This is a genomic window from Halomonas sp. KM007, from assembly GCF_050709225.1.
GTDB lineage: Bacteria > Pseudomonadota > Gammaproteobacteria > Pseudomonadales > Halomonadaceae > Vreelandella > Vreelandella hamiltonii.
In genome coordinates, this window is record NZ_CP136131.1 from 1,887,846 (window position 1) to 1,908,981 (window position 21,136).

Genomic DNA, 21,136 nt, shown 5'->3' on the forward strand with positions numbered 1-21,136 from the left:
GTCGACAAAGTACTTGTGTGCATAGTGAACGACTAATGTGGCGAGTTGACGACAACGACTCGCGCAAGGCGCGAAAGAGCTATGAAGAGAGGCGGGGGTATAGAGGGCCAGGCCACGACGGCCTGGAGAGCAGAAAGCTTACCGGCGGGTCGTGTGCACTAGCGAGCCAAACTTCATGGCTGCTTCACGCATACATAATCGACTACTGGGATCTTCCATGGGCTGCTCTCGAAACCTCTTTTATGGGAAAGATAAGGAGTTGTATTGCATTCATGGGCCACAGGTAGGGCGCTTGAACACGGCGCCATGCTAGGAGGCGTTTTCATGATTGTCAATCACAGAATATTTGCAGGCGGACATCATGGAATCGCACGTGTATCCTTGTTGCTTTTCAGAACGCCTCTCAACTGACGCTAGGATGAATCTATGGATTGGCTACAGGTCGTGATTTTGGCAGTGGTTCAGGGAATAACCGAGTTCCTGCCGATTTCCAGTTCCGCACATCTTATTCTCGTGCCCGTATTTACGCCCTGGGAAGATCAGGGGTTGGCATTCGATGTGGCACTCCATCTGGGTAGCTTGAGTGCCGTCATCCTCTACTTTCGTCATGAAATCATACGCATGGTCGTCAGCAGCGTGGCCGCGCTACGGGGTAAAGGCGTCGATGAGGATGCCAGGCTAGGGTTCTGGGTCGCATTGGCCACTTTGCCGGTGTGTATTATCGGCTTTTTGGGTCGCGATCTGATTGCCGATCACATGCGCTCGACCCTGATCATCGGGCTGAGCCTGGTCGCTTTTGGTTTACTGCTGGGCTATGCCGACTGGAAAAAGCGCGGCACCCGCAGCGAGTACAGCATGAATCTGAAGGATGTGCTGATCATTGGTTTTGCGCAGGCACTGGCGCTAATTCCGGGTACATCCCGTTCCGGTATCACCATCACGGCAGCCCTGCTGGTAGGCATGAGCCGGGAGGGCGCGGCACGCTTCTCGTTTCTGCTGTCGATTCCCGTGATTGTGCTGGCTGGAGGACTGGAGGCCGTTGGCTTGCTCCGCGACCCACAGGCCATCGACTGGCCCGCCATGATCGTCGGTACGCTTCTCTCTGGTATTAGCGCTTACTTGTGTATTCACTATTTTCTGGTCGTCATCAAGAAACTGGGCATGCAGCCGTTCGTGGTTTACCGCGTGGTATTTGGTCTCTGGCTGCTGTGGTTCTTCCACTTCTGACCCCGCGCACATTTCAAGGAAAATGCGATGAACATCGGCTATCGCCCTTTTTTGGCTGGCATTGGCTTACTGACCCTGTTGCCCCTGATGGCAGGCTGCTCCGAGAGTGATCGACCCCTGGAGCCGCCCACCCGGTTTGAAGGAGGGGTATTTGGCTCTTTCTACCAAGTGACGGTGATGGATCCGCTGACCCAGGGTCAGGCACAGGCGTTGGAAGAGGGCTTTCTGGCCGAACTCGAGAGCGTGGACCGTTCCATGTCGACCTATCGGGATGACGCCGAGCTGGTAACGTTCAATCATGCGCCGCTGGATGAATGGCAGCCATTGTCCAATGAGCTGATCGAGGTATTGGCCGTCAGCCAAGCCATTGCGACGGATAGCGATGGTGCCTTCGACGTGACGGTGGGCGGCCTGGTGAATCTGTGGAGTTTCGGGCCAGAGGCGAGGCCAGAAGAAGTGCCCAGCGATGAAGCCCTTGCCGAACGCCTTTCGACCGTCGGGTATGACGCCCTGGAAGTGGATACCCAGCAGATGCAGGCGCGACGCACGCGGGATATCTTTGTCGATCTTTCTGGTGTGGCGAAAGGTCATGCCGTCGATCGAGTGGGTGCGTATCTGGACCAGCAGGGGATCGAGCACTATCTGGTGAACCTGGGGGGAGACATGATCGCCCGTGGTTACCGGGAGCCCGACGAGGAACTGGCTTGGCGTGTAGGTATCGAAGTGCCGGAAGACGGTGAGCAGACGGCTCAGCATATCGTGCCGCTCAGCAACTTGTCGGTGGCGACCTCCGGTGACTACCGCAATTACTTCGAAGTCGACGGGCAGCGCTACTCGCATACCATCAATCCTCGTGACGGCAAACCGATTACCCATGACCTGGTATCGGTGTCGGTCTTCCACCCTTCCAATGCATGGGCGGATGCCTGGGCCACGGCACTACTGGTCGTCGGCACGGAAGAGGGAATGGCACTGGCCCTTGAACACGACCTGAGCGTACTGCTGCTGGTGCGCGACGGCGACCGCTGGCGCAGCATCGCCAGCCCTGCGTTTACGAACTATTTTGGTGATGCGCTGCTGGAAGAGCTGGGCATCGATGCCTGGACACCGGCAGTGGCCCAATAACGGTAGGTACTGAACATGCATGATCTCGACATCGTCATTCTGGCCGCTGGCAAAGGGACGCGGATGCGCTCTCCCTTGCCGAAAGTGCTGCATACCCTGGCAGGCAAACCCATGGTGCAGCACGTGCTGGAGACCGCTCAGGCACTGAATCCGGCACGGACCCACGTGGTGATCGGTCACGGCGCTGACCAACTGCGAGAAGCGCTGGCAGAGCATGACGTTCTGTTTGCTCTGCAGGAAGAGCAAAAGGGGACGGGCCATGCCGTGGCCCAGGCCCAGGCTCGTCTGGGCAAGGGCGTCGTGCTGGTGCTTTACGGCGATGTGCCGCTAATTCGCCGTGACACGTTGGCCAACCTGCTGACTCAGGTGGATGAGCAGCATATGGGCCTGTTGACGGTCACGCTGGACGACCCTGGCGGCTACGGGCGCATCGTGCGCGATAGTGACGGGCAGGCCGTGGCGATTGTCGAGCAAAAAGATGCCAACGACGAGCAACTGAGCATCACCGAGTGCAATACCGGCATCATGGCCATGACCAGCGCTCAACTGAAGCGCTGGTTGCCCCAGCTCTCGGCAGAGAATGCCCAGGGTGAGTACTATCTGACTGACGTCATTGCCATGGCTGCCAGCGAAGGTATCAAGGTGGCCACGGCGCAGCCCCACGATGCTACCGAGGTGGAAGGGGTCAACAACCGTGCGCAGATGGCCCGTCTGGAGCGTGCTTACCAGCAGCAGACGGCGGAAGCGTTGATGGCCCAGGGCGTTGCCCTGGCAGACCCGGCGAGAATCGATGTGCGCGGCAAGCTCACCTGTGGACACGACGTGTTCATCGATGTGGGTTGCGTCTTCGAAGGGGACGTGGAATTGGGCGAAGGCGTGCGCGTTGGCCCTTATTGCGTGATCAAGAACAGCACCCTCGGTGCTGAAAGCGTCATCGATAGCCACAGCGTCATCGACTCCACGGTGGCCGCTGGCCATAATCAGATTGGGCCTTATGCACGTTTGCGTCCTGGCACGCGTCTGGCGGTCAAGGCGAAAGTGGGCAACTTCGTGGAGACCAAGAACGCCGAGGTCGGCGAAGGCAGCAAGATCAACCACCTGAGCTATGTGGGCGATGCCACCCTGGGGCGTGAAGTGAACGTTGGGGCAGGTACCATCACCTGCAACTACGATGGCGCCAACAAGCATCGCACGCAGATTGGCGACCATGCGTTCATTGGCTCCAACAGCGCGCTGGTCGCGCCTGTTTCGATTGGTCAGGGAGCCACCGTGGGCGCGGGCTCCACCATCGCCAAGGACGTGGCAGAACATGCCTTGGCGGTCACTCGCAGCCGCCAGTTGGAAAAGGCCGACTGGCCGCGCCCCACCAAAAAAGCAAACTAACTATCGGTGACACAGGCGCTTGGCGCCTCCAGGAGAGTGGAGTATGTGCGGTATCGTCGCAGCCGTGGCACAGCGCAATGTGCAGGGAATATTGTTGGAAGGACTCAAGCGTCTGGAGTATCGCGGTTATGACTCGGCAGGCATGACGGTACTCAGCAGCGGATCATTGACCCGCCACCGGGCCCTGGGCAAGGTGGCGGCCCTGGAAGAGCGCCTGGCCAGCGAGGCACTGCCGGGGCATTGCGGTATCGCCCATACTCGCTGGGCCACCCATGGCAAGCCCTCCGAGGCCAATGCCCATCCCCACCACAGCAGTGACAATGTCGCCGTGGTACATAACGGCATCATCGAGAACTACGAGCAGATCAAAGAAACGCTGCAGGGCAGTGGCTACACCTTCACTTCCGACACCGATACCGAAGTGATTGCTCACTTGCTGGCCGACAAACTGGCGACCGGCAAGACACTGTTCGAGGCGACCCAGGAAATCGTCAGCGGGCTGGGGGGCGCCTACGCGCTGGGCGTGATGAGCACGCACGAGCCCAACGTGGTGGTGGGCGCGCGCCAGGGCAGCCCGCTGGTGGTGGGCGTGGGGATCGATGAGGCCTTCCTGGCCTCCGACCCGCTGGCGCTGTTGCAGGTCACCGACCGCTTCATCTACCTGGAAGAGGGCGATCTGGTCGAGCTGCGCGAACACGGTGTCATCCGCATCGTCGACCGTCAGGGGCACGATGTCCAGCGCCCGGTACATACCTTCGAGCATGGCGATGGCGCTGCCAGCAAGGGAGAGTATCGCCACTACATGCTCAAGGAAATCTTCGAGCAGCCCAAGGTCATCGAGGCAGCGCTGGAAGGGCGCATCAGCGCCAGCAGCGTTCTGGTCGAAAGCTTCGGGCCAGACGCTCAGGCGCTGTTCCAGAAAGCCCGCCAAGTGCACATCATTGCCTGTGGCACCAGCTACCATGCGGGCTTGGTGGCCCGCTACTGGCTGGAGCGCTACGCTGGCGTGCCGGTGCAGGTCGAAGTGGCCTCCGAGTATCGCTACCGCCATCCGGTGGTACCGGATGGCACGCTATTCGTCACCCTCTCTCAGTCTGGGGAAACCGCCGATACGCTGGCAGCGCTGCGGTTTGCCAAAACCCTGGGCTATGTCGGTACGTTGGCGATCTGCAACGTGCCCGGCAGTTCGCTGGTGCGCGAATCGGATATGTCGCTGATGACCCGCGCTGGCCCTGAAATCGGCGTGGCCTCCACCAAGGCATTCACGACGCAGTTGATCGCACTGCTGCTGCTGACGCTTTCCGTCAGTAAAGCGAAAGGCCAGCCGGAGCAGCCGGAGATTCTGGCGGGTCTTCAGGCCCTGCCATCGCTCTGCCAGCAGGTGCTAGGCCTCGATGCGCAGATCGAAGCGCTTTCCCAGGCGTTTGCCGAAAAGCATCATGCGCTGTTCTTGGGCCGTGGTGCCCACTATCCGATTGCTCTGGAAGGCGCCCTGAAGCTCAAGGAGATCTCCTACATCCACGCGGAAGCCTATCCTGCGGGTGAGCTGAAGCACGGCCCGTTGGCGCTGGTGGATAACGAGATGCCGGTAATTTCGGTAGCGCCCAATGACGAGCTGCTGGAAAAGCTGAAGTCCAACCTTCAAGAAGTGCGCGCTCGCGGTGGTCAGCTGTTCGTATTTGCCGATCGCAAGGTAGGCATCAGCGCTCAGGAAGATATCCGCGTACTGGAATTACCGGAGGTGCACGAGGCACTGGCGCCGCTGTTATATACCCTGCCGTTACAGCTGCTGAGCTATCACGTGGCCGTGCTGAAAGGCACCGATGTGGACCAGCCACGTAACTTGGCGAAAAGCGTGACGGTGGAATAAAACCCAAGACACAATTTATTGCAAAGGCCTGCACAAAAGCGCTTTACAGGATGCGGCGAATGGCCGCATCTTATGCGCAATCGCTGCGTTGCAGCACATAGTTAGTGTGCTTATTATCGTGGCGGTACTCTCTTACCCTGCCAGGACCACTTGCCATGAAACCACCTAACGCCCTCGCAGCACGGCACTCCTCCCGCCGAGCCGCTTGGTTGTTGACCGCCCTCTGCTTGACCCTCTTGCCCTCCTTTGCTTTTGCTGCTGCTGGCCCGCTAGACCTGACCTCCTCACTGACCGGTATAGCGGCGGTGACCATCTTCATTCTTGCTTATGCGTTGGTCATGAGTGAAGAAATTATCCACATGCGCAAGTCCAAGCCGGTGTTGGTGGCGGCGGGACTCATCTGGGCCATGGTGGCTTGGGTGTACGTTCAGGCAGGCATGCCTCATGAAGCGGAAGAAGCCTTCAAGGAGACGCTGCTGGAGTACGCCGAGCTGCTGCTGTTCCTGCTGGTGGCGATGACCTACATCAACGCCATGGAAGAGCGGCGTGTCTTCGATACGCTGCGTGCCTGGCTGGTGCGCAAGGGGTTCAGCTACCGAACCCTTTTCTGGATCACCGGCTGTCTCGCGTTTGCCATCTCCTCGATTGCCAACAACATGACCACGGCCATGTTGATGTGTGCCGTCGTCTTGAAGGTGGCTGAGGGAGACAACAAGTTCATCAGCCTGTGCTGTGTCAACGTGGTGGTTGCTTCCAACGCAGGGGGCGCCTTCAGCCCGTTTGGCGACATTACCACGCTGATGGTATGGCAAGCTGGGCAAGTGCCGTTCGAAGGCTTCTTTGCGTTGCTGGTGCCCGCCATCGTCAACTTCATGGTGCCCGCGTTGATCATGAACTTCTTCCTCGTCAACCGTCAGCCCGCTGCCTTGACCGAGGACGTCTGGATGAAGCGCGGCGCGAAGCGCATTATCTTGCTGTTTCTGGTGACCGTGGCCATCTCGGTACTGTGCCATTCGATCCTGTATCTCCCCCCTGCCATGGGCATGATGTTTGGCCTGGGCCTGCTGCAGTTCTTTGGCTACTACCTGCGTCGCAGCCTGCCTCGCTCGCTGGAGCGCAAGCGCGAGCGCTACTCTCGCCGTGGCGATTGGCAAAAGCTGGAGCAACTGGGCAGCGTGGTGCCGTTCGATATCTTCAGCCGGATTGCGCGCTCCGAGTGGGACACGCTGCTGTTCTTCTACGGGGTCGTCATGTGTGTCGGTGGCCTTGGCTTCATGGGCTATCTCAGCCTGCTGTCTGAAACCCTGTACGGCGGCTGGAACCCGGTCTGGGCCAACGTGGTGCTGGGCCTGATTTCCGCCGTGGTGGACAACATTCCCGTGATGTTTGCCGTGCTCTCCATGGCACCAGACATGAGCGAAGGCAACTGGCTGCTGATTACCCTGACGGCGGGGGTGGGCGGTAGCCTGCTTTCCATGGGGTCTGCCGCTGGGGTGGCGCTGATGGGCCAGGCAAGGGGCATATACACCTTTGCCGTTCATCTGCGCTGGGTGCCTGCCATCCTGCTGGGCTATGTGGCCAGTATCGCGGCGCATCTGATGATCAACGCCAGCATGTTTTGAAAACCCACCGTTTGCCCAGCGCTGGCCGCTGGGCAGGCAAACAAAACGCCCCTTATCGAAGATAAGGGGCGTTTTGGTCAGTAAGCGGGTTGAAACTTACAAATCGTGACCGGTGACCACTTGGCAAATGTCGGCGAAGCTGCGGGCCATGGGTACTACCGTGGCATCGGCTTTTCCCTTGGTCTGCTTGCCCATGACGGCTTGAATGTCCGTGGCCGACACGATTCCCCGTACGCTGAGTTCGTGGTTGGCCGTCTGCTCGGTAATCAGCAGGTGTTGCTCGGCAAACGTTTCCATGGAACGCACCAGATCCTCGATGGTGAGCGCTGTCAGCTGCTCCAGCGGCATGGCGCTGAGTTTTTCCCAAGGCGTCATGATCATGGCAGCCGTCACTTCGGAACGTTCCAGATTACGCTGCTGCATGGCAATATTGATGCGTCGTGAGCCAATCACTTCCTTGGCCGACAGCACGCCGACGCAGTGATTCTGCTTGTCCATCACGAACAGCAGGCGAACACCGCCATGGCGCATCTTCAGGTGGGCTTCATCGATGGGCGTATCGCCAGCGACAGATTGTGGCACCACCTTGGTGAAATCGGTCAGAACCGACAGCGCCGGGCTATCGGGCGTCAACGTCTTGGTGGCCGGGGTCGTCAGCAGCGGTGTTGCGCCAAATTGGATAAGGGCTTTATGAGATTTCAGCAGTGAATTCATCGGGGGTACCTCCGTGGGGTGAACAGCAGGTCATTGACTGATTGCCTGCTCTGTACCTTCACATTTGCACGGAATTCTTATCGAAATCTTAACAGCCAGAATCTGTTACATTTTTTCTCATTCTTTTGCATGGCGCTGAGTCAGTGAATCTCTCGCCAGCGTGGCGTGTACTCGCAGCCCTCCGCTGGGTGCGTCCTCCAGTAACAGGGTGCCACCATGGCGTTTCACGATGCGTTCGACGATCGACAAGCCCAGGCCAGCGCCCGCTCCAGGCCCTGCACGCTGAAAGCGCTCCACGACCCGGCTGCGCTCGCTGGGTGGGATTCCCTTGCCCTGGTCATCGACCATCAGGGTGATGTGGTGACGGGACGCGCTCAGGTGCACCGTCACAGCGCCTTCCGGGGGCGAGTGCTGAAGGGCGTTGCCCACCAGGTTCTGTACCAGGGTCTCGATGGCCCCGGGCTCCTCTTCCATGAGCCAGCTCTGCTGCTCCTCGACCTCCATGTGCAGCTGCTGGCGGCGCTCCGTGGCCAGCGGCAGGAGTTTCGCCAGGGTCTCCTGGGTCTCTTGCCGCACGTCGGCATGGCGGATCTCGGGCAGCGGCTCCTCTTCGGGGTCCAGCCTTGCCAGGGTCAGCAGTTGGGCCACCAGCCGCGTCGAGCGGGCCACGCCGCTGCGCAAATGGTGCAGCGACTCTTCACGATCCGCGCGGTTATCGGCAGCCAGCGCGTTTTGGGCATGCAGATCGAGAATCGCCAGCGGCGTACGCAGCTCATGGGTCGCATCGGCGATGAAGCGCTTTTCGCGAATACGCATCTGTTGTAAACGCGCCAGCAAACGGTTGAGTGCCCCGGCAATGGTATCCAGCTCCTGAGGAAGGCGTTGTAATGACAGCGGCTGGAGGTTGTTAGGGTCGCGGCTGCGGATCTGTTCCGCCATGCGTGACAGCGGCGCCAGCCCCCAGCCAATCGACCACCACAGCAGCAGGGTGAGCAGAGGCAGGCCGATCAGGTCGGGTAGTAGCGTACGCAGCGCCACTTCTCGGGTCAGCGCCGCGCGCACATCCTGGCGTTCGCTGACGATGACCCGCTTGTTGGCATCTGCCATCGAAAGCACGTAGACCCGCCAGGTCTGCTCCCCCAGGGTGGCGGTCGAATACCCGACCGGCTGGCTCACCAGCGGGGTCGCCGGCGCGTTATCGGAACGCAGCAGCAGTTGGTTGCCTTCCCACAGCTGAAACGCCAGCTGGTGGGTATAGCCATCGCTCAGATCCGGTGGTTCTGTGGCGCCGGGCTGCAGCAAGGCGTTCTCCAGGCTTTGCAGTAGCAGCGTGCGGTCCTGAGTGGGCAAGGGGGCTTGCAGCAGGCCCTCCAGTAAACGGGCGTTTTGCGCCAGGCTGCGGTCGTGCAACTCTTCGATTTCCTGTGCCGCAAAGCGATAGCTGATGAAACCGATGATGAACATGCTCACGCCGAATACCAGCAGCACGAGCCCCAGCGTGCGGCGACGAATGGAGCGCATCAGCTCTCCTTGCCCGTTTTTTCCATCACATAGCCAATGCCCCGCACGGTGCGGATGGCATCCGCAAACAGCTTGCGCCGCAGGTGATGGATATGGACCTCGATGGCATTGCTTTCCACGTCCTCTTCCCAGCCGTATACCAGCCGGGCCAACGTATCACGGGTGAAGACGCGCCCCGGGTGGCTCATGAACTCCTGCAGCAGCGCCAGCTCGCGACGCGATAGGGGAATCGTCTGCTGCTGGTAGTGTACGGTGAGGGTTTGAGGGTTCAAGCTGATCCCCCGGCAGGAGAGCAGGCCGTTGGGCTGGCCCTGGCTGCGGCGTAGCAAGGCCCGCAGGCGCGCTTTCAGCTCATCCACTTCGAAGGGTTTGGTCAAGTAGTCGTCGGCACCCGCGTCCAGCCCGGCAATGCGGCTCTCGACGGCGTCGCGGGCCGTCAGCACTAGAATGGGCACCTGGTGCCCCTGACGGCGCAGGGTTTGCAGCAGCTCGATGCCGTCCATGGTGGGCAGGCCCAGGTCCAGAATCACGGCATCGAACGGTTCGTTTTGCAGTGCGACCAGGGCCGTGTCACCATCGGTCAGATGATCGACCGTGTAATGCTCGGGCTTTAGCGCCATGCGAATGCCCGATGCCAAGCTAGGGTCATCTTCCACCAATAAAATTCGCATACTGACAGGCCACTCCTCTTGTTGTGTTGCGCCTGCTGGCGACAAGGCTATCTGGCATGTTCTCGACCCGCCCGGCAACGTCGATCATGGTCTGCCCGGCGCAGCAACGGCGCGAGGCGCTGCTGCAGTTGGCTGCCGTCCACCAACCTGCCCAGCAGGCTGCGCTACAGCAGGCGCTGGTCAAGGCCAGCACACGGCCCGAGGGTTGGTCGGGCCTGTGGGTGGCTTGCCAGGCAGGGCGAGTCTGCGCTGCCGCCTGGGTAGAGTGCCAGGAAAACCGCATCGCGCAGCTATGGTTGCCCAAGCAGAATAACCAATTTGTCGAGCCCCTGCTAAGTCAACTGCACCGCTGGGTGGCGACCCAAGAGCTTGTGCTGTGTCACGTTGCCCTGGATAAGACCATGGCGAGCTGGGAAGCACCATTGCTGAACCTGGGCATGCAGCGGTTGGCCACCCTCGATCACCTGGCTTGGCACTGTCGGCCGGTTGCTCACGTGCGGGGGCTGCCACCGCTACGGCCGTTTGATGAGCTGACGCCCGCTCAGCAGCAGGCACTGGTCGAGCAGGTGGGGGAGGGCTCGCTGGATTGCCCTGCCTTGCGCGATGTATTGCCTGCGCAGGCTCTGCTGGAAGGCTTTTATCACCAAGCATCGAGCGCTTCCAAACACTGGTATTACCTGCAGGGGGAGCAGGGCCGCCATGCGGGCCTGCTGCTGCTGGATGCCAGCCCAGGCCGCGAGCACTGGAGCGTTCAGTTGATGGGACTGGTGCCTGGCTGGCGCGGCCAAGGGCAAGGCAAGGCACTGGTGCAGCAAGCGCAGGCCATGGTGGCCCAGGCGGGCGCAAGCCAGCTGGCGCTGACGGTAGACCGTGACAACCTGCCCGCGCAGCGAGCCTATCGGCAGGCAGGGATGCTGTCTGCGGGTGAGCATCAACTGCTGGGCTGGTGTGTCTTGCCCGCCACCGAGTTGAACTGCCGCGCTTAGTAGCATTTTCCTACCCTTTGTGTTCTCGGTATACTAACTCCAAGAGGCATGTCTTGGCGTTTCGGCGGCAGAGTGCGTAGTGGCGCTGGTGCGCAGGGGTTCAGTGCTACATCTTCAAGCGTCCGGTTCCTGAGCACGGTTCCTGAGCACGGTTCCTGAGCTCGATCTTCAAGCACGATTCTTAAGCACAACGTTTTATATAAAACTCAAAGAGGTGGTGAGAGTGAAATCTAAGCTGATCATGAGCGGGCTGGCGGCCCTCGGCGTCATGGCAGGCACATCGGGTGCTTATGCTCTGGACGACGCCGCACGTGACGCAATGGCTGAGCGCCTGGCACCAGTAGGCCAGCTCTGCCTCCAGGGCCAGGACTGTGGTACCGCATCGGCACCGGCGGCGGCTAGCAGTGGTGGCGACGAGATCGACGGCGCGGGCATTTACAACCGTATCTGCATGGCGTGTCACGAGACGGGCGCTGCCGGTGCACCGGTACGTGGTGATGAAAGCGCCTGGGCCGAGCGTACCGAGCAGGGCTTTGCCACGCTGCTCGAGCACTCGATCAACGGCATTGGCGCGATGCCTGCCCGCGGCGGCAACCCCAACCTGTCGGATGCCGAAATGGAAGCCGCCACGGCCTATTTGGTCGAGCCGGTGATGGACGTGCCTGAGCTGGGCGGCGGTGAAGAAGCGGCTGCCGAAGACGAAGGTGCCAGCGAGGAAGTCGCCGCGGCTGAAGAAGCCACCAGCGAAGACGAAGCCGTGGCCAGCACAGAAGAAGCCGCCAATGGCGGTAGCGATCTGGATGGCGCCGCGCTTTACTCCAGCGCAGGCTGTGTCGCTTGTCACGCCGCTGGTGTGGCTGGTGCACCGGTGCTGGGCGATGCGGATGCCTGGGCAGCGCGAATCGACAAAGGAATGGATGAGCTCTACGCCAGCGTGTTCAACGGCCTGGGCGTGATGCCGCCGCGCGGTGGCAGCAGCGCTTCCGATGAAGAGATCATGGCCATCGTCGACTACATGGTCGCCGAAGCCGAGTAATCCTTCGTTAGCGGATGCTCCAAACTATCCACAGGCGGGTTCTCCCTACCCCCTGTGGATATTTTTTTGCCTTGAAAAACCGCCTTCCTATCAAACGTCCTCAGCCCAGCAAGGAACGCAGCCCCGCAATGGCATCCTTGCCCCGAGCCTGCTTCTTGTCGGGGTCTTCCTTGTCGGCGCGGCCCTCCCACTCCAGGTCGTCGGCGGGCAGCTCATCCAGAAAGCGGCTAGGCTGGCAGTCCATCAGTTCGCCATACGCCTTGCGCTGGCGCGCCAGGGTCAGCGTCAGCGTCCGCCGGGCGCGGGTAATGCCCACGTAGGCCAGGCGGCGCTCCTCCTCCACGGTGCCCATTTCAATGGCGTTACGGTGGGGCAGCAGATCCTCTTCCCAGCCCATCAGGTAAACGTGGGGAAACTCCAGCCCCTTGGAGGCGTGCATGGTGAGCAGCTGCACGCGATCCGAATCATCCTCTTCGGCCTGCTGCTCCAGGATGTCGCGCAACACCAGCCGCGAGATAGCGGCCTCGACGCTGTCGGTTTCCGTCTCGGTGCTGGCGGTACTCTCTTCCGGGTCGCGGTTCAGCGACTTTTCCAGCTGGTCGATCAAAATCCATACGTTGGCCATGCGGCGCTCGGCAATGGTCGGGGCGCTGGCGTTCTGGTACAGCCACGCCTCGTAATCCATATCCCGCAGCATGTCACGTATCGCGGCAATGGCATCGCCCTGGTCCATCCGCTTGCGCACGCCATCGATGAAGTGCGTAAAGCGCGACAGCCGCTCCACGGCGCGGGTGGGTAGCATTTGCTCCAGGCCCAGCTCGTGGCAGGCGGAAAACAGCGAAATGGAGCGCTCGGTGGCGTAGTTGGCGAGCTTTTCCAGCGTACCGGGGCCAATTTCACGCCGGGGCACGTTGACGATGCGCAAAAAGGCGTTGTCATCGGCGGGGTTGATCAAAAGCCGCAGGTACGCCATGGCGTCCTTGATCTCGTTACGCGAGAAAAACGACGTGCCGCCGGAGAGCTTGTACGGAATCTGGTGGTGCTGCAGCTTCAGCTCCAGCAGCCGCGCCTGAAAGTTGCCTCGGTAAAGCACCGCAAAATCGCGCCACTCGGCTTTTTCCTTGATGCGCCGAGTGAGCATCTCGCTGGCCACTCGCTCGGCTTCCGCCTCCTCATGGCGGTTCACCACCACGCGAATCGGCGCGCCGTCGCCCATTTCCGACCACAGGGTTTTGTCGTAGACGTGGGGGTTGTTGGCAATCAGCGTGTTGGCAGCGCGCAGTATCGTGCCGGTAGAGCGGTAGTTCTGCTCCAGCTTGATGACCTTCAAGCGCGGGAAATCCTCCCCCAGGGTGACCAGGTTTTCCGGCCGTGCGCCCCGCCAGGCGTAAATCGACTGGTCGTCGTCGCCGACCACGGTAAAGGTGGCGCGTTCGGCCATCAGCAGCTTCACCAGCAGGTACTGGGAAACGTTGGTGTCCTGGTACTCATCCACCAGCATGTAGTGGATTTTGCGCCGCCAGCGGGCCAGCGCTTCCGGGTCACGCTGCAAGAGCACTACGGGCAGCAGAATCAGGTCGTCGAAATCCACCGCGTTGTAGGCTTTCAGGTGGCGAACGTAGGCTTCGTACACCCGTGCCGCGAAATGCTCGTCGTCATCGGCAGCAAACGAAAGCGCATCCCCGGGCAGCACCAGGTCGTTCTTCCACTGGGAAATCTTGGCCTGAACGGCGTTGATCTGCTCGGCGTCCACCTGAGCGTCCTTATTCATCAAGTCCCGCAGCAGCGCCTTGGCGTCTTCCGGGTCGAACAGCGAAAACCCCGGCTTGTAGCCCAAGGTCTTCAGCTCGCCGCGAATGATGTTGAGCCCCAGGTTGTGGAAGGTCGAGACCGTCAGCCCGTGGCCCTCCTTGCCCTTCAGCATCTGGCCCACCCGCTCTTTCATCTCTCGGGCGGCCTTGTTGGTAAAGGTCACCGCGGCGATCCGGCGGGCGCTCATGCCGCACTCTTGCACCAGGTAGGCAATCTTGGTGGTGATCACGCTGGTCTTGCCGGACCCCGCGCCCGCCAGCACCAGGCAGGGGCCGTCGATGTAGCGCACCGCTTCCTGCTGGCGTGGATTGAGCCCTTTGATACGTTCAAGAATCGTCTTTGGCGGTTGGGGCATCATGGCGAAGGGTGACCTCTACAAGTGTTTCCGAGTGATTTCCATTACAATCAGCCGCGCTGACAACGGCACCATAGACCAATCATGGCAGGTAGTGATGTTTGAAGTAGCGCTCTTCGAGCCACGCATGGCTCCCAATACGGGCAATATTATGCGCCTGGTGGCGAACAACGGCTGCCGCCTGCATCTCATCGAACCGCTGGGCTTCGATCTCGAAGAGAAAAAGCTGCGGCGTGCGGGGCTCGATTACCGTGACCTGGCCAACGTCACCCGACACGCTGATTTCGCGGCGTTCTACACGGCCATGCAGGGGCGTACCCTTTGGGCGATTACCACCAAAGGCACCCGCGCCCACAGCGATGCCGCCTTCAAGCCGGGGGATGTGCTGCTGTTCGGCTCGGAAACCGCCGGGCTCTCCCCCGAGGTGCACGCCATGCTGCCCGCAGAGCAAAAACTGCGCATTCCCATGCAGCCCAACAACCGCAGCCTGAACCTCTCCAACGCCGTGGCGGTGGTCAGTTACGAAGCGTGGCGCCAACAAGACTACGCTGGCGCACTGCCCATGGGCAACGCAACCTAACCGGCGATACCGTAGCGGTCGCGGTACGCACGCACGGCCTCGGCGTGGCTGCTGAGGTCGCTACCCGACTGCTCTTCCAAGTACGTGAGCACTTGCTCAAGCGACACGATGCTGACCACCGGCATGCCATACTGGGACTGTACTTCCTGGATGGCGCTCTGCTCGCCCTGGCCACGCTCTTGGCGGTCCAAGGCAATGATCACGCCGCCCGCCCGAGCGCCGCTCTGCTCGATCAGGGTCATGACTTCGCGGATGGCCGTGCCCGCCGTGATCACGTCATCGATGATCAAGATATCGCCCGCCAGCTCAGCCCCCACGATGTTACCGCCTTCACCGTGGGTCTTGGCTTCCTTGCGATTGAAGGCGTAGGGCATGTCACGGTCGTGGTGGTCGGCCAAGGCCGCCGTGGTGACCGCCGCCAGGGGAATGCCCTTGTAGGCCGGGCCGAACAGCACATCGGCCTGCAGGCCGCTATCGACAATCGCCTGGGCATAGAAACGCCCCAGCTTGGCCAGCGCTCGGCCCGTCTGGAACAGGCCTGCGTTGAAAAAGTAAGGGCTTACTCGCCCCGACTTCAGCGTGAACTCGCCAAACTTGAGCACGCCCTGCTCAATAGCGAAGGCAATGAAATCGCGTTGGTAGGGTTGTAGAGTGGTGGCCACGGCGGTGTTCTCTTGTCGGTAGGTGTGATCGATAGGAATGTAAGTCAAACGCAACAATAAAACGGGGATAAATAGCAAGAATTGGTTTGTCTATTTACCCAAACGTCTAAACGTCGGGTATCATACAGCAGCGACGCAAAAGGGACGATTTATGAAAATTGCCAGCATCAATGTCAATGGTATTCGTGATGCCGTCGACCGTGGCTTCCTGGACTGGCTGGCTCAGCAGGATGCCGACGTGGTCTGCGTGCAGAACATCAAGGCAAAAAGTTTTGAACTGGGTGACCATATTCTCTATCCGGAAGGCTACGAAGGCTATTTCCTGGATGCCGAGGAGGATGGTTTCGCCGGTGTGGCGCTCTATTGCCGCAAAATCCCCAAGGCCATCATGTACGGCCTGGGGTTTCCTCAGTGCGATCACGAAGGGCGCTTTCTGCAGGCGGACTATGACCGTTTCAGCATTGCCACTTTCCTGATGCCCGACGGAAGTGACCAGAAAGCCAAGCAGGCGTTCATGGAGCAGTACCAGGAGTACCTGACGAAGATGTCGCGCAAGCGCCGCGAATACATCATCTGCGGTACCTGGCACATTGCCCACAAAACCGTCGACCTGGCCAACTGGTCGGACAATCAGCTCACCTCCGGCTTCCGCCCGGAAGAGCGTGCCTGGATGGACCAGGTGCTTGGCCCAATCGGTTTCATCGACACCTTCCGCGAGATCAATCGCGATGCTGGCGAATACACCTGGTGGCCCAAGCTGGACCAGGAAGTACCCCGGGACCGGCAGGAAGGCTGGCGGATCGACTACCAGCTGGTCGGCCCCAACTTCCGGCGCCATGTGGTAGACGCGTGGATTGATTACGATGCGACCTTCTCCGAGTTCGCACCGCTGATCGTTGAGTATGATTTAGCGCTCTAAGCGTTAGCTACTTCCCGCGTCGCATCGGCAACAGGCCAGCTTACCGCTGGCCTGTTGCGTTTCAGGCCCGCCTAGCCGCGAATGCCCAGCGCTTCACGCTGCTTCTCGCGCAGCTCTTCACCGGCTTTTTCGGCCAGGTCCAGCATGGCGTTCAGTTCCTGGCGGTTGAACGCGCCCGCTTCGGCGGTGCCCTGCACTTCGATCAGCTCGGCGTTTTCGGTCATCACCACGTTCAGGTCGGTGTCGGCCTTGCTGTCTTCCGGGTAGTCCAGGTCCAGCACCGGCACGCCCTTGTAAATACCCACGGAAATGGCGCTGACCAGCTGCTTGAAGGGGTCGCCCTTGATCTTCTTTTCCCGCTGCAGGTAGCGAATGGCGTCCACCAGCGCCACGCAACCACCGGTAATCGCCGCCGTGCGCGTGCCGCCATCGGCCTGGATTACATCGCAATCCACGGTAATGGTGAACTCACCCAGCTTCTTCAAATTCACCGCCGCGCGCAGGCTACGGCCAATCAGTCGCTGAATCTCCAGCGTGCGACCACCCTGCTTGCCTTGGGTGGCTTCGCGGTTGCTGCGGGAGTGCGTGGCGCGGGGCAGCATGCCGTACTCCGCCGTAATCCAGCCCTGATTCTTGCCACGCAGCCAGCGCGGTACGCCCGCTTCCACGCTGGCGTTGCACAGCACCTTGGTCTCGCCAAACTCCACCAGCACAGAGCCTTCGGCATGGCGGGTGAAGTCGCGGGTCAAACGAATCTCACGCAGCTGGTTGGCCTCGCGACCGCTGGGGCGAACTACATCAGGACGCATAGCACCTCACATCATCATTACGTTGAAAAGGCCCACCATTGTACACGTCAACGCCACCCGGCATGGGGCTATTCAGGCCAGGCCCATTCAAGGCACCCCGCCCCGACAAGATCAGGTAGACTGACCAAAACGCGACCCACAGGAGCCCCCATGGCCAGCCCCCGCCACGTTCACAGCATGACCGCCTTCGCCCGCGCCGAGCAGGCCGCCCCTTTTGGCACCCTGCAGGTCGAGATACGTTCGGTGAACCAGCGCTACCTGGAGCCGCATTTTCGTTTGCACGAAAGCCTGCGTGACCTGGAGCCGCTGCTGCGCGAGGCGCTGCGTACCCGCCTGGCGCGTGGCAAAGTGGAGTGCAGCGTGCGTTTCGAGAGTTCTGACACCGCCCAGGCACCGGCGGTGAACATCGCGCGCCTGCAAGAGATTGCCGACGCCCTGGCGGCCATTCAGCAGCAGGTGCCCAGCGCCGTACCGCCCACCACGCTTGCGCTGCTCAACCAGCCCGGCGTGATGGAAACCCAGCACCTGGACCAGGACGCCATCAAGGCCGCCGCCAAAGCGCTGTTCGACCAAGCGCTGAAGGAACTGATCGACGCCCGCGCCCGAGAAGGCGAAAAGCTGGCCGAGATGATCACCACCCGCCTGGACGCCGTCAGCGAGCAAGTGGCCACCGTACGCAGCCTGCTGCCGCAAATTCTGGAACGCCAGCGGGCCCAACTGCTGGAGCGTTTAGAAGTCGCCAAGACCGAACTCGACCCCCAGCGCCTGGAAGCCGAGCTGGTACTGGTGGCCCAAAAAGCCGACGTGGACGAAGAGCTCGACCGCCTCACCGCACATATCGACGAAGTGCGCCACCAGCTCGCCCAAAAAGGCCCCAAAGGCCGCCGCCTGGACTTCCTGATGCAAGAGCTCAACCGCGAAGCCAACACGCTGTCATCGAAATCCGTGGTGGCAGAGACCACCCGCTGCGCGGTAGAGCTGAAGGTGTTGATCGAGCAGATGCGGGAGCAGATTCAGAATATTGAGTGATGAGGTATTGGCATTGACTTGGCATGCCAAACTCTACAAGCTGAAGTTAAATGGACAGGGAGTGCCCGGTCGGCGTCTAAACCTCGGTGAGTGCATCGGGGTTTTTCGCTGTCTGGAGCATGCTAAAAAATGATACTACGCCATAAGAGTTTGGCACCGCAGTGCTTTTTAATTTAACCAATTAATCCAAAAGGCTATCTTTCAAAGGCCTCTTCATATACCTTTTCTATGTCAACAAATTTCCCTGTATTTTCTAGACTAGTTAAAGTAGTCAGCTTCATAGAGTTTTTAATGGGTCTATGGGGTACATTGGTTACTGGCGTTTGTAATAAAAGAGGTTTGCCTAGTGTGAACAAATAATAAAGCTTGTTTGAATTAGAGTTTTTACCGGCTTGTTCTTCAGTGATAGCATAACGTGGTAGAACCTTAACCTGTTTTACTGGCCATAGTTTGTCGATTTTTTTTGTTTTGCTGTGAGTGTCTGAGGTCGACGCCAAAGCTAAATACCTGATTTCATCAGCCACATGCTGTTTAAATTTTTGTAATAACGTACTTTGTGGTAAGTGATACCATTGAGCTGTGCCTTGCTCAAACCTATTAAAGTATTCATTGTCGCGCCCACGTTGCCCAGCAAGAGCTACTGTCATTGTCAAGTCAGGATATAATACCTGCTGCATTCCGTAGAAAGGTATGCGAGCAGCTTCTTGTACATAAAGCCTTTCCGCTATATCAGCAGTAGGATACTTAGTATGACTATGCTGTCCTGTTTGAACAGCGCCAATTTGTGCTTCTAAAAACTCTAGTAGCCACTGGTGGCCGCAGTAATTACTCTCGGGTTGGCTTGGTAGCAGGGCGAATGCACCTATCCCAATTTCTTCAATTGCAGGTGCATAAGGATTTTCAGTTTGGGACTGATTAAAAAAACCAGGATATAATGCAAAAGCTCCGAAAACGGGACGACTTTTTTTCACATTCTGCCCCGTTGAAAGGTTGTCAACGTTTGGAGATACATTTCCAGTCTTTATCTCAGAGCCACTTAAACGAATTAAAGCATCACGATAGCGATGCATTTGGTTAATAGCATCATCTGGCACATAATCGGTTTTTGTAATATCGTCACTGCCATCATCAAAACGATTTTTATCTAACTTTATGCGGTATTTTGCATCAAAAATCCAAATGAATTTTTTTTCTATGTCTAGTTCGTTGGTTTTTGGCAATGTCACTTCCAGTACAATATCGGGTTCCTGGTTCACTAAGTATGAGCGTATCGTTTTTCCTTTTTTAGTGAATTTTGGCTCGTGCGCTAGTTTTGCAGTCACGCCATCTTTACGTTTAAATTGAAATGCTCCAGCGAAACCATCTTGCATTTGGTATTCAAAAAAATCACATTGCTGTAGTTTAGACGCACCATTGTCAATCAGCGTAAATCCTAAATTTTCTTCTAGGATTTGTTTTATGCACAAAAAACACCAAACTTCGTAAATTTCAGATACTGACTTCATGGAAATACTTGAATGATTTCCAAAAGCGTTTAAATAAAATTTTAGCTCTTGCCATACTCTATATATTACACTGTAACCAGTTTTTTGCTGCAGGACTAAAGATCCACGGTTTAATTCTTTATAATTCCCGACATCTTTTAAAAAGCTTTGGCTTAATATTTTTTGCAAAGGTTGTTGCCAGCTATGTAACTCATCCAAAAAAGAGTTTGATAATCGCTGTTTCTCAGGGGCCTGGTTATGAAGACGTAAAGTTGTTTCAAAATTGTGTAGTTGTTTTTTGGCCTTGACTACAGCCATCTTAATGAATCGATTTTCTGGTGTGTCTAAACTAAGTTTTTTATTATTTATTTTGTATCTTTTATCGTATTGCCCATTTGATAAATCTTGTTTAATTTTTTGTGCTAGTTTATGAGGTATCTTGCCTTTTAACTTAGCTGCTTTAATATTCTCTTCGCTCAATTGAAGCCGACTATGAGGTGCTTCGCAAATGACTTTAAGGCCATGTTCAAAACGTGTTCTTAATGCTGAAAAATTTGCTAACCACATTAAAGGAAAATGGCCACGTTGCTGACTTGTTGCGGCATCTTGTTCTGTTTTTTCGACTAGTCTAAAACGCCAGAGCGGATAAATAGTATCGATGGATTGATACATGGCTGGTAAATCTTGATGAAGTACCATTTTAGTTGGCAATACTTCAAATGCAATATATTGATTGTGCGTTTTTCCATCCATTTTAAAAGTTAGCGGCAAACGCAACCAGCCAACATTATTTCCAGTGTTTATAGTTCCCGATAATCGAGCAGGAATGATCCCTCTAGCAGTAGTCGCTTCAGGAGAAAAGCGAAAAGCCTCACTAATACTGTGGCTAGGGTGTGTTAAATTGGCTTCTGTTACTGCATTGAAAAATATCCACTCAAACTGGTATTGAGTGTTTTCAAAAAACAGTGGTGCTTTTAGAGTTAGCTCCGCTTTGGGTTGGTGAGAATAAAACTCATGAACAGACTCATCTGCTGTTAAATGCTGTCTTTGCTCCTGATGAGCCTCTGCCGAGGTGTTGATATCGGTTATCTCGACAGTTGGCGAAAAACGTAGAGAGTAGATGGGTTGAATAACTTTTGAAGAAACAGATACATTCTCTGTGAGTTCATCTGACTCTATGTTATTTCCATAACTTTTAGCTAAGCAATCTCTTGATGCCAAAGTGGTGTGATATGTTTTCGCGCGTTGGCTAATGTCGCTAGCCCACACGGAAAATTCAAAATCAGACGTTTTAAATCGTATTAATTCTGGCATTGCTTACCCCCTTCATT

General features: G+C 57.8%; 17 protein-coding genes. 10 read left to right on the forward strand and 7 right to left on the reverse strand.

Annotation, left to right across the window (positions count from 1 at the left end; translation table 11 throughout):
* The first annotated feature begins 426 nt into the window (after window positions 1-426).
* From RVM27_RS08855 to nhaD, 5 genes are all read left to right on the forward strand, one after another.
* A complete protein-coding gene (locus RVM27_RS08855; protein ID WP_498956374.1) occupies window positions 427-1,227 on the forward strand; it encodes an undecaprenyl-diphosphate phosphatase in 801 nt (266 codons plus the stop codon).
* Window positions 1,228-1,254: 27 nt separating this feature from the next.
* Window positions 1,255-2,352, forward strand: coding sequence for an FAD:protein FMN transferase (locus tag RVM27_RS08860; RefSeq protein ID WP_096921751.1), 1,098 nt, complete (start codon window positions 1,255-1,257; stop codon window positions 2,350-2,352).
* A gap of 15 nt (window positions 2,353-2,367) precedes the next feature.
* A complete protein-coding gene (gene glmU / locus RVM27_RS08865) occupies window positions 2,368-3,735 on the forward strand; it encodes a bifunctional UDP-N-acetylglucosamine diphosphorylase/glucosamine-1-phosphate N-acetyltransferase GlmU (protein WP_498956375.1) in 1,368 nt (455 codons plus the stop codon).
* A 43-nt stretch (window positions 3,736-3,778) separates the two neighbouring features.
* Window positions 3,779-5,605 carry a glutamine--fructose-6-phosphate aminotransferase gene (glmS, locus tag RVM27_RS08870; protein WP_498956376.1) on the forward strand — a complete coding sequence of 609 codons (1,827 nt, stop codon included), beginning with the start codon at window positions 3,779-3,781 and terminating at the stop codon, window positions 5,603-5,605.
* A 155-nt stretch (window positions 5,606-5,760) separates the two neighbouring features.
* On the forward strand, window positions 5,761-7,227 hold the full coding sequence (gene nhaD, locus RVM27_RS08875; protein ID WP_096921754.1) for a sodium:proton antiporter NhaD: 1,467 nt from the start codon (window positions 5,761-5,763) through the stop codon (window positions 7,225-7,227).
* Between the two features lie 96 nt (window positions 7,228-7,323).
* Here the strand turns inward: nhaD and RVM27_RS08880 are convergent, their stop codons facing one another.
* From RVM27_RS08880 to RVM27_RS08890, 3 genes are all read right to left on the reverse strand, one after another.
* The gene (locus RVM27_RS08880) at window positions 7,324-7,941 is read right to left on the reverse strand and encodes a CBS domain-containing protein (RefSeq protein WP_039178991.1); all 618 of its coding nucleotides are present in this window, start codon (window positions 7,939-7,941) and stop codon (window positions 7,324-7,326) included.
* Window positions 7,942-8,058: 117 nt separating this feature from the next.
* Window positions 8,059-9,462, reverse strand: a complete 1,404-nt coding sequence (locus tag RVM27_RS08885; RefSeq protein WP_498956377.1) for a sensor histidine kinase family protein — start codon at window positions 9,460-9,462, stop codon at window positions 8,059-8,061.
* Window positions 9,462-10,133: a response regulator transcription factor gene (locus RVM27_RS08890; protein ID WP_081138499.1), complete on the reverse strand. Its 672-nt coding sequence runs from the start codon at window positions 10,131-10,133 to the stop codon at window positions 9,462-9,464. The genes RVM27_RS08885 and RVM27_RS08890 overlap by 1 nt, the downstream gene beginning before the upstream one ends.
* Window positions 10,134-10,189: 56 nt before the next feature.
* Between RVM27_RS08890 and RVM27_RS08895 the strand changes: the two genes are divergently transcribed.
* Window positions 10,190-11,119: a GNAT family N-acetyltransferase gene (locus RVM27_RS08895; protein WP_498956378.1), complete on the forward strand. Its 930-nt coding sequence runs from the start codon at window positions 10,190-10,192 to the stop codon at window positions 11,117-11,119.
* Between the two features lie 223 nt (window positions 11,120-11,342).
* The gene (locus tag RVM27_RS08900) at window positions 11,343-12,155 is read left to right on the forward strand and encodes a c-type cytochrome (RefSeq protein ID WP_498956379.1); all 813 of its coding nucleotides are present in this window, start codon (window positions 11,343-11,345) and stop codon (window positions 12,153-12,155) included.
* A gap of 100 nt (window positions 12,156-12,255) precedes the next feature.
* Here RVM27_RS08900 and rep read toward each other — a convergent pair whose 3' ends face one another.
* Window positions 12,256-14,325, reverse strand: a complete 2,070-nt coding sequence (rep, locus tag RVM27_RS08905; RefSeq protein WP_498956380.1) for a DNA helicase Rep — start codon at window positions 14,323-14,325, stop codon at window positions 12,256-12,258.
* Window positions 14,326-14,419: 94 nt separating this feature from the next.
* Here rep and RVM27_RS08910 point away from each other — a divergent pair, with 94 nt between their 5' ends.
* Complete coding sequence (locus RVM27_RS08910; RefSeq protein WP_498957760.1) at window positions 14,420-14,902, forward strand: tRNA (cytidine(34)-2'-O)-methyltransferase; 483 nt, start codon at window positions 14,420-14,422, stop codon at window positions 14,900-14,902.
* Here the strand turns inward: RVM27_RS08910 and pyrE are convergent.
* Window positions 14,899-15,564, reverse strand: coding sequence for an orotate phosphoribosyltransferase (gene pyrE / locus RVM27_RS08915; RefSeq protein WP_498956381.1), 666 nt, complete (start codon window positions 15,562-15,564; stop codon window positions 14,899-14,901). The genes RVM27_RS08910 and pyrE overlap by 4 nt on opposite strands.
* A 151-nt stretch (window positions 15,565-15,715) precedes the next feature.
* On the opposite strand from pyrE, the gene RVM27_RS08920 reads away from it, so the two are divergent.
* Entirely contained in the window at window positions 15,716-16,483 is a 768-nt protein-coding gene (locus RVM27_RS08920) for an exodeoxyribonuclease III (RefSeq protein ID WP_498956382.1), read from the forward strand.
* A 71-nt stretch (window positions 16,484-16,554) separates the two neighbouring features.
* On the opposite strand, the gene rph is transcribed toward RVM27_RS08920, so the two are convergent.
* Window positions 16,555-17,292 carry a ribonuclease PH gene (rph, locus tag RVM27_RS08925; protein ID WP_016915558.1) on the reverse strand — a complete coding sequence of 246 codons (738 nt, stop codon included), beginning with the start codon at window positions 17,290-17,292 and terminating at the stop codon, window positions 16,555-16,557.
* A 150-nt stretch (window positions 17,293-17,442) separates the two neighbouring features.
* Here rph and RVM27_RS08930 point away from each other — a divergent pair, with 150 nt between their 5' ends.
* A complete protein-coding gene (locus RVM27_RS08930) occupies window positions 17,443-18,321 on the forward strand; it encodes a YicC family protein (RefSeq protein WP_498956383.1) in 879 nt (292 codons plus the stop codon).
* A gap of 194 nt (window positions 18,322-18,515) precedes the next feature.
* Here RVM27_RS08930 and RVM27_RS08935 read toward each other — a convergent pair whose 3' ends face one another.
* Complete coding sequence (locus tag RVM27_RS08935) at window positions 18,516-21,119, reverse strand: DUF2357 domain-containing protein (RefSeq protein ID WP_498956384.1); 2,604 nt, start codon at window positions 21,117-21,119, stop codon at window positions 18,516-18,518.
* Window positions 21,120-21,136: the final 17 nt, after the last annotated feature.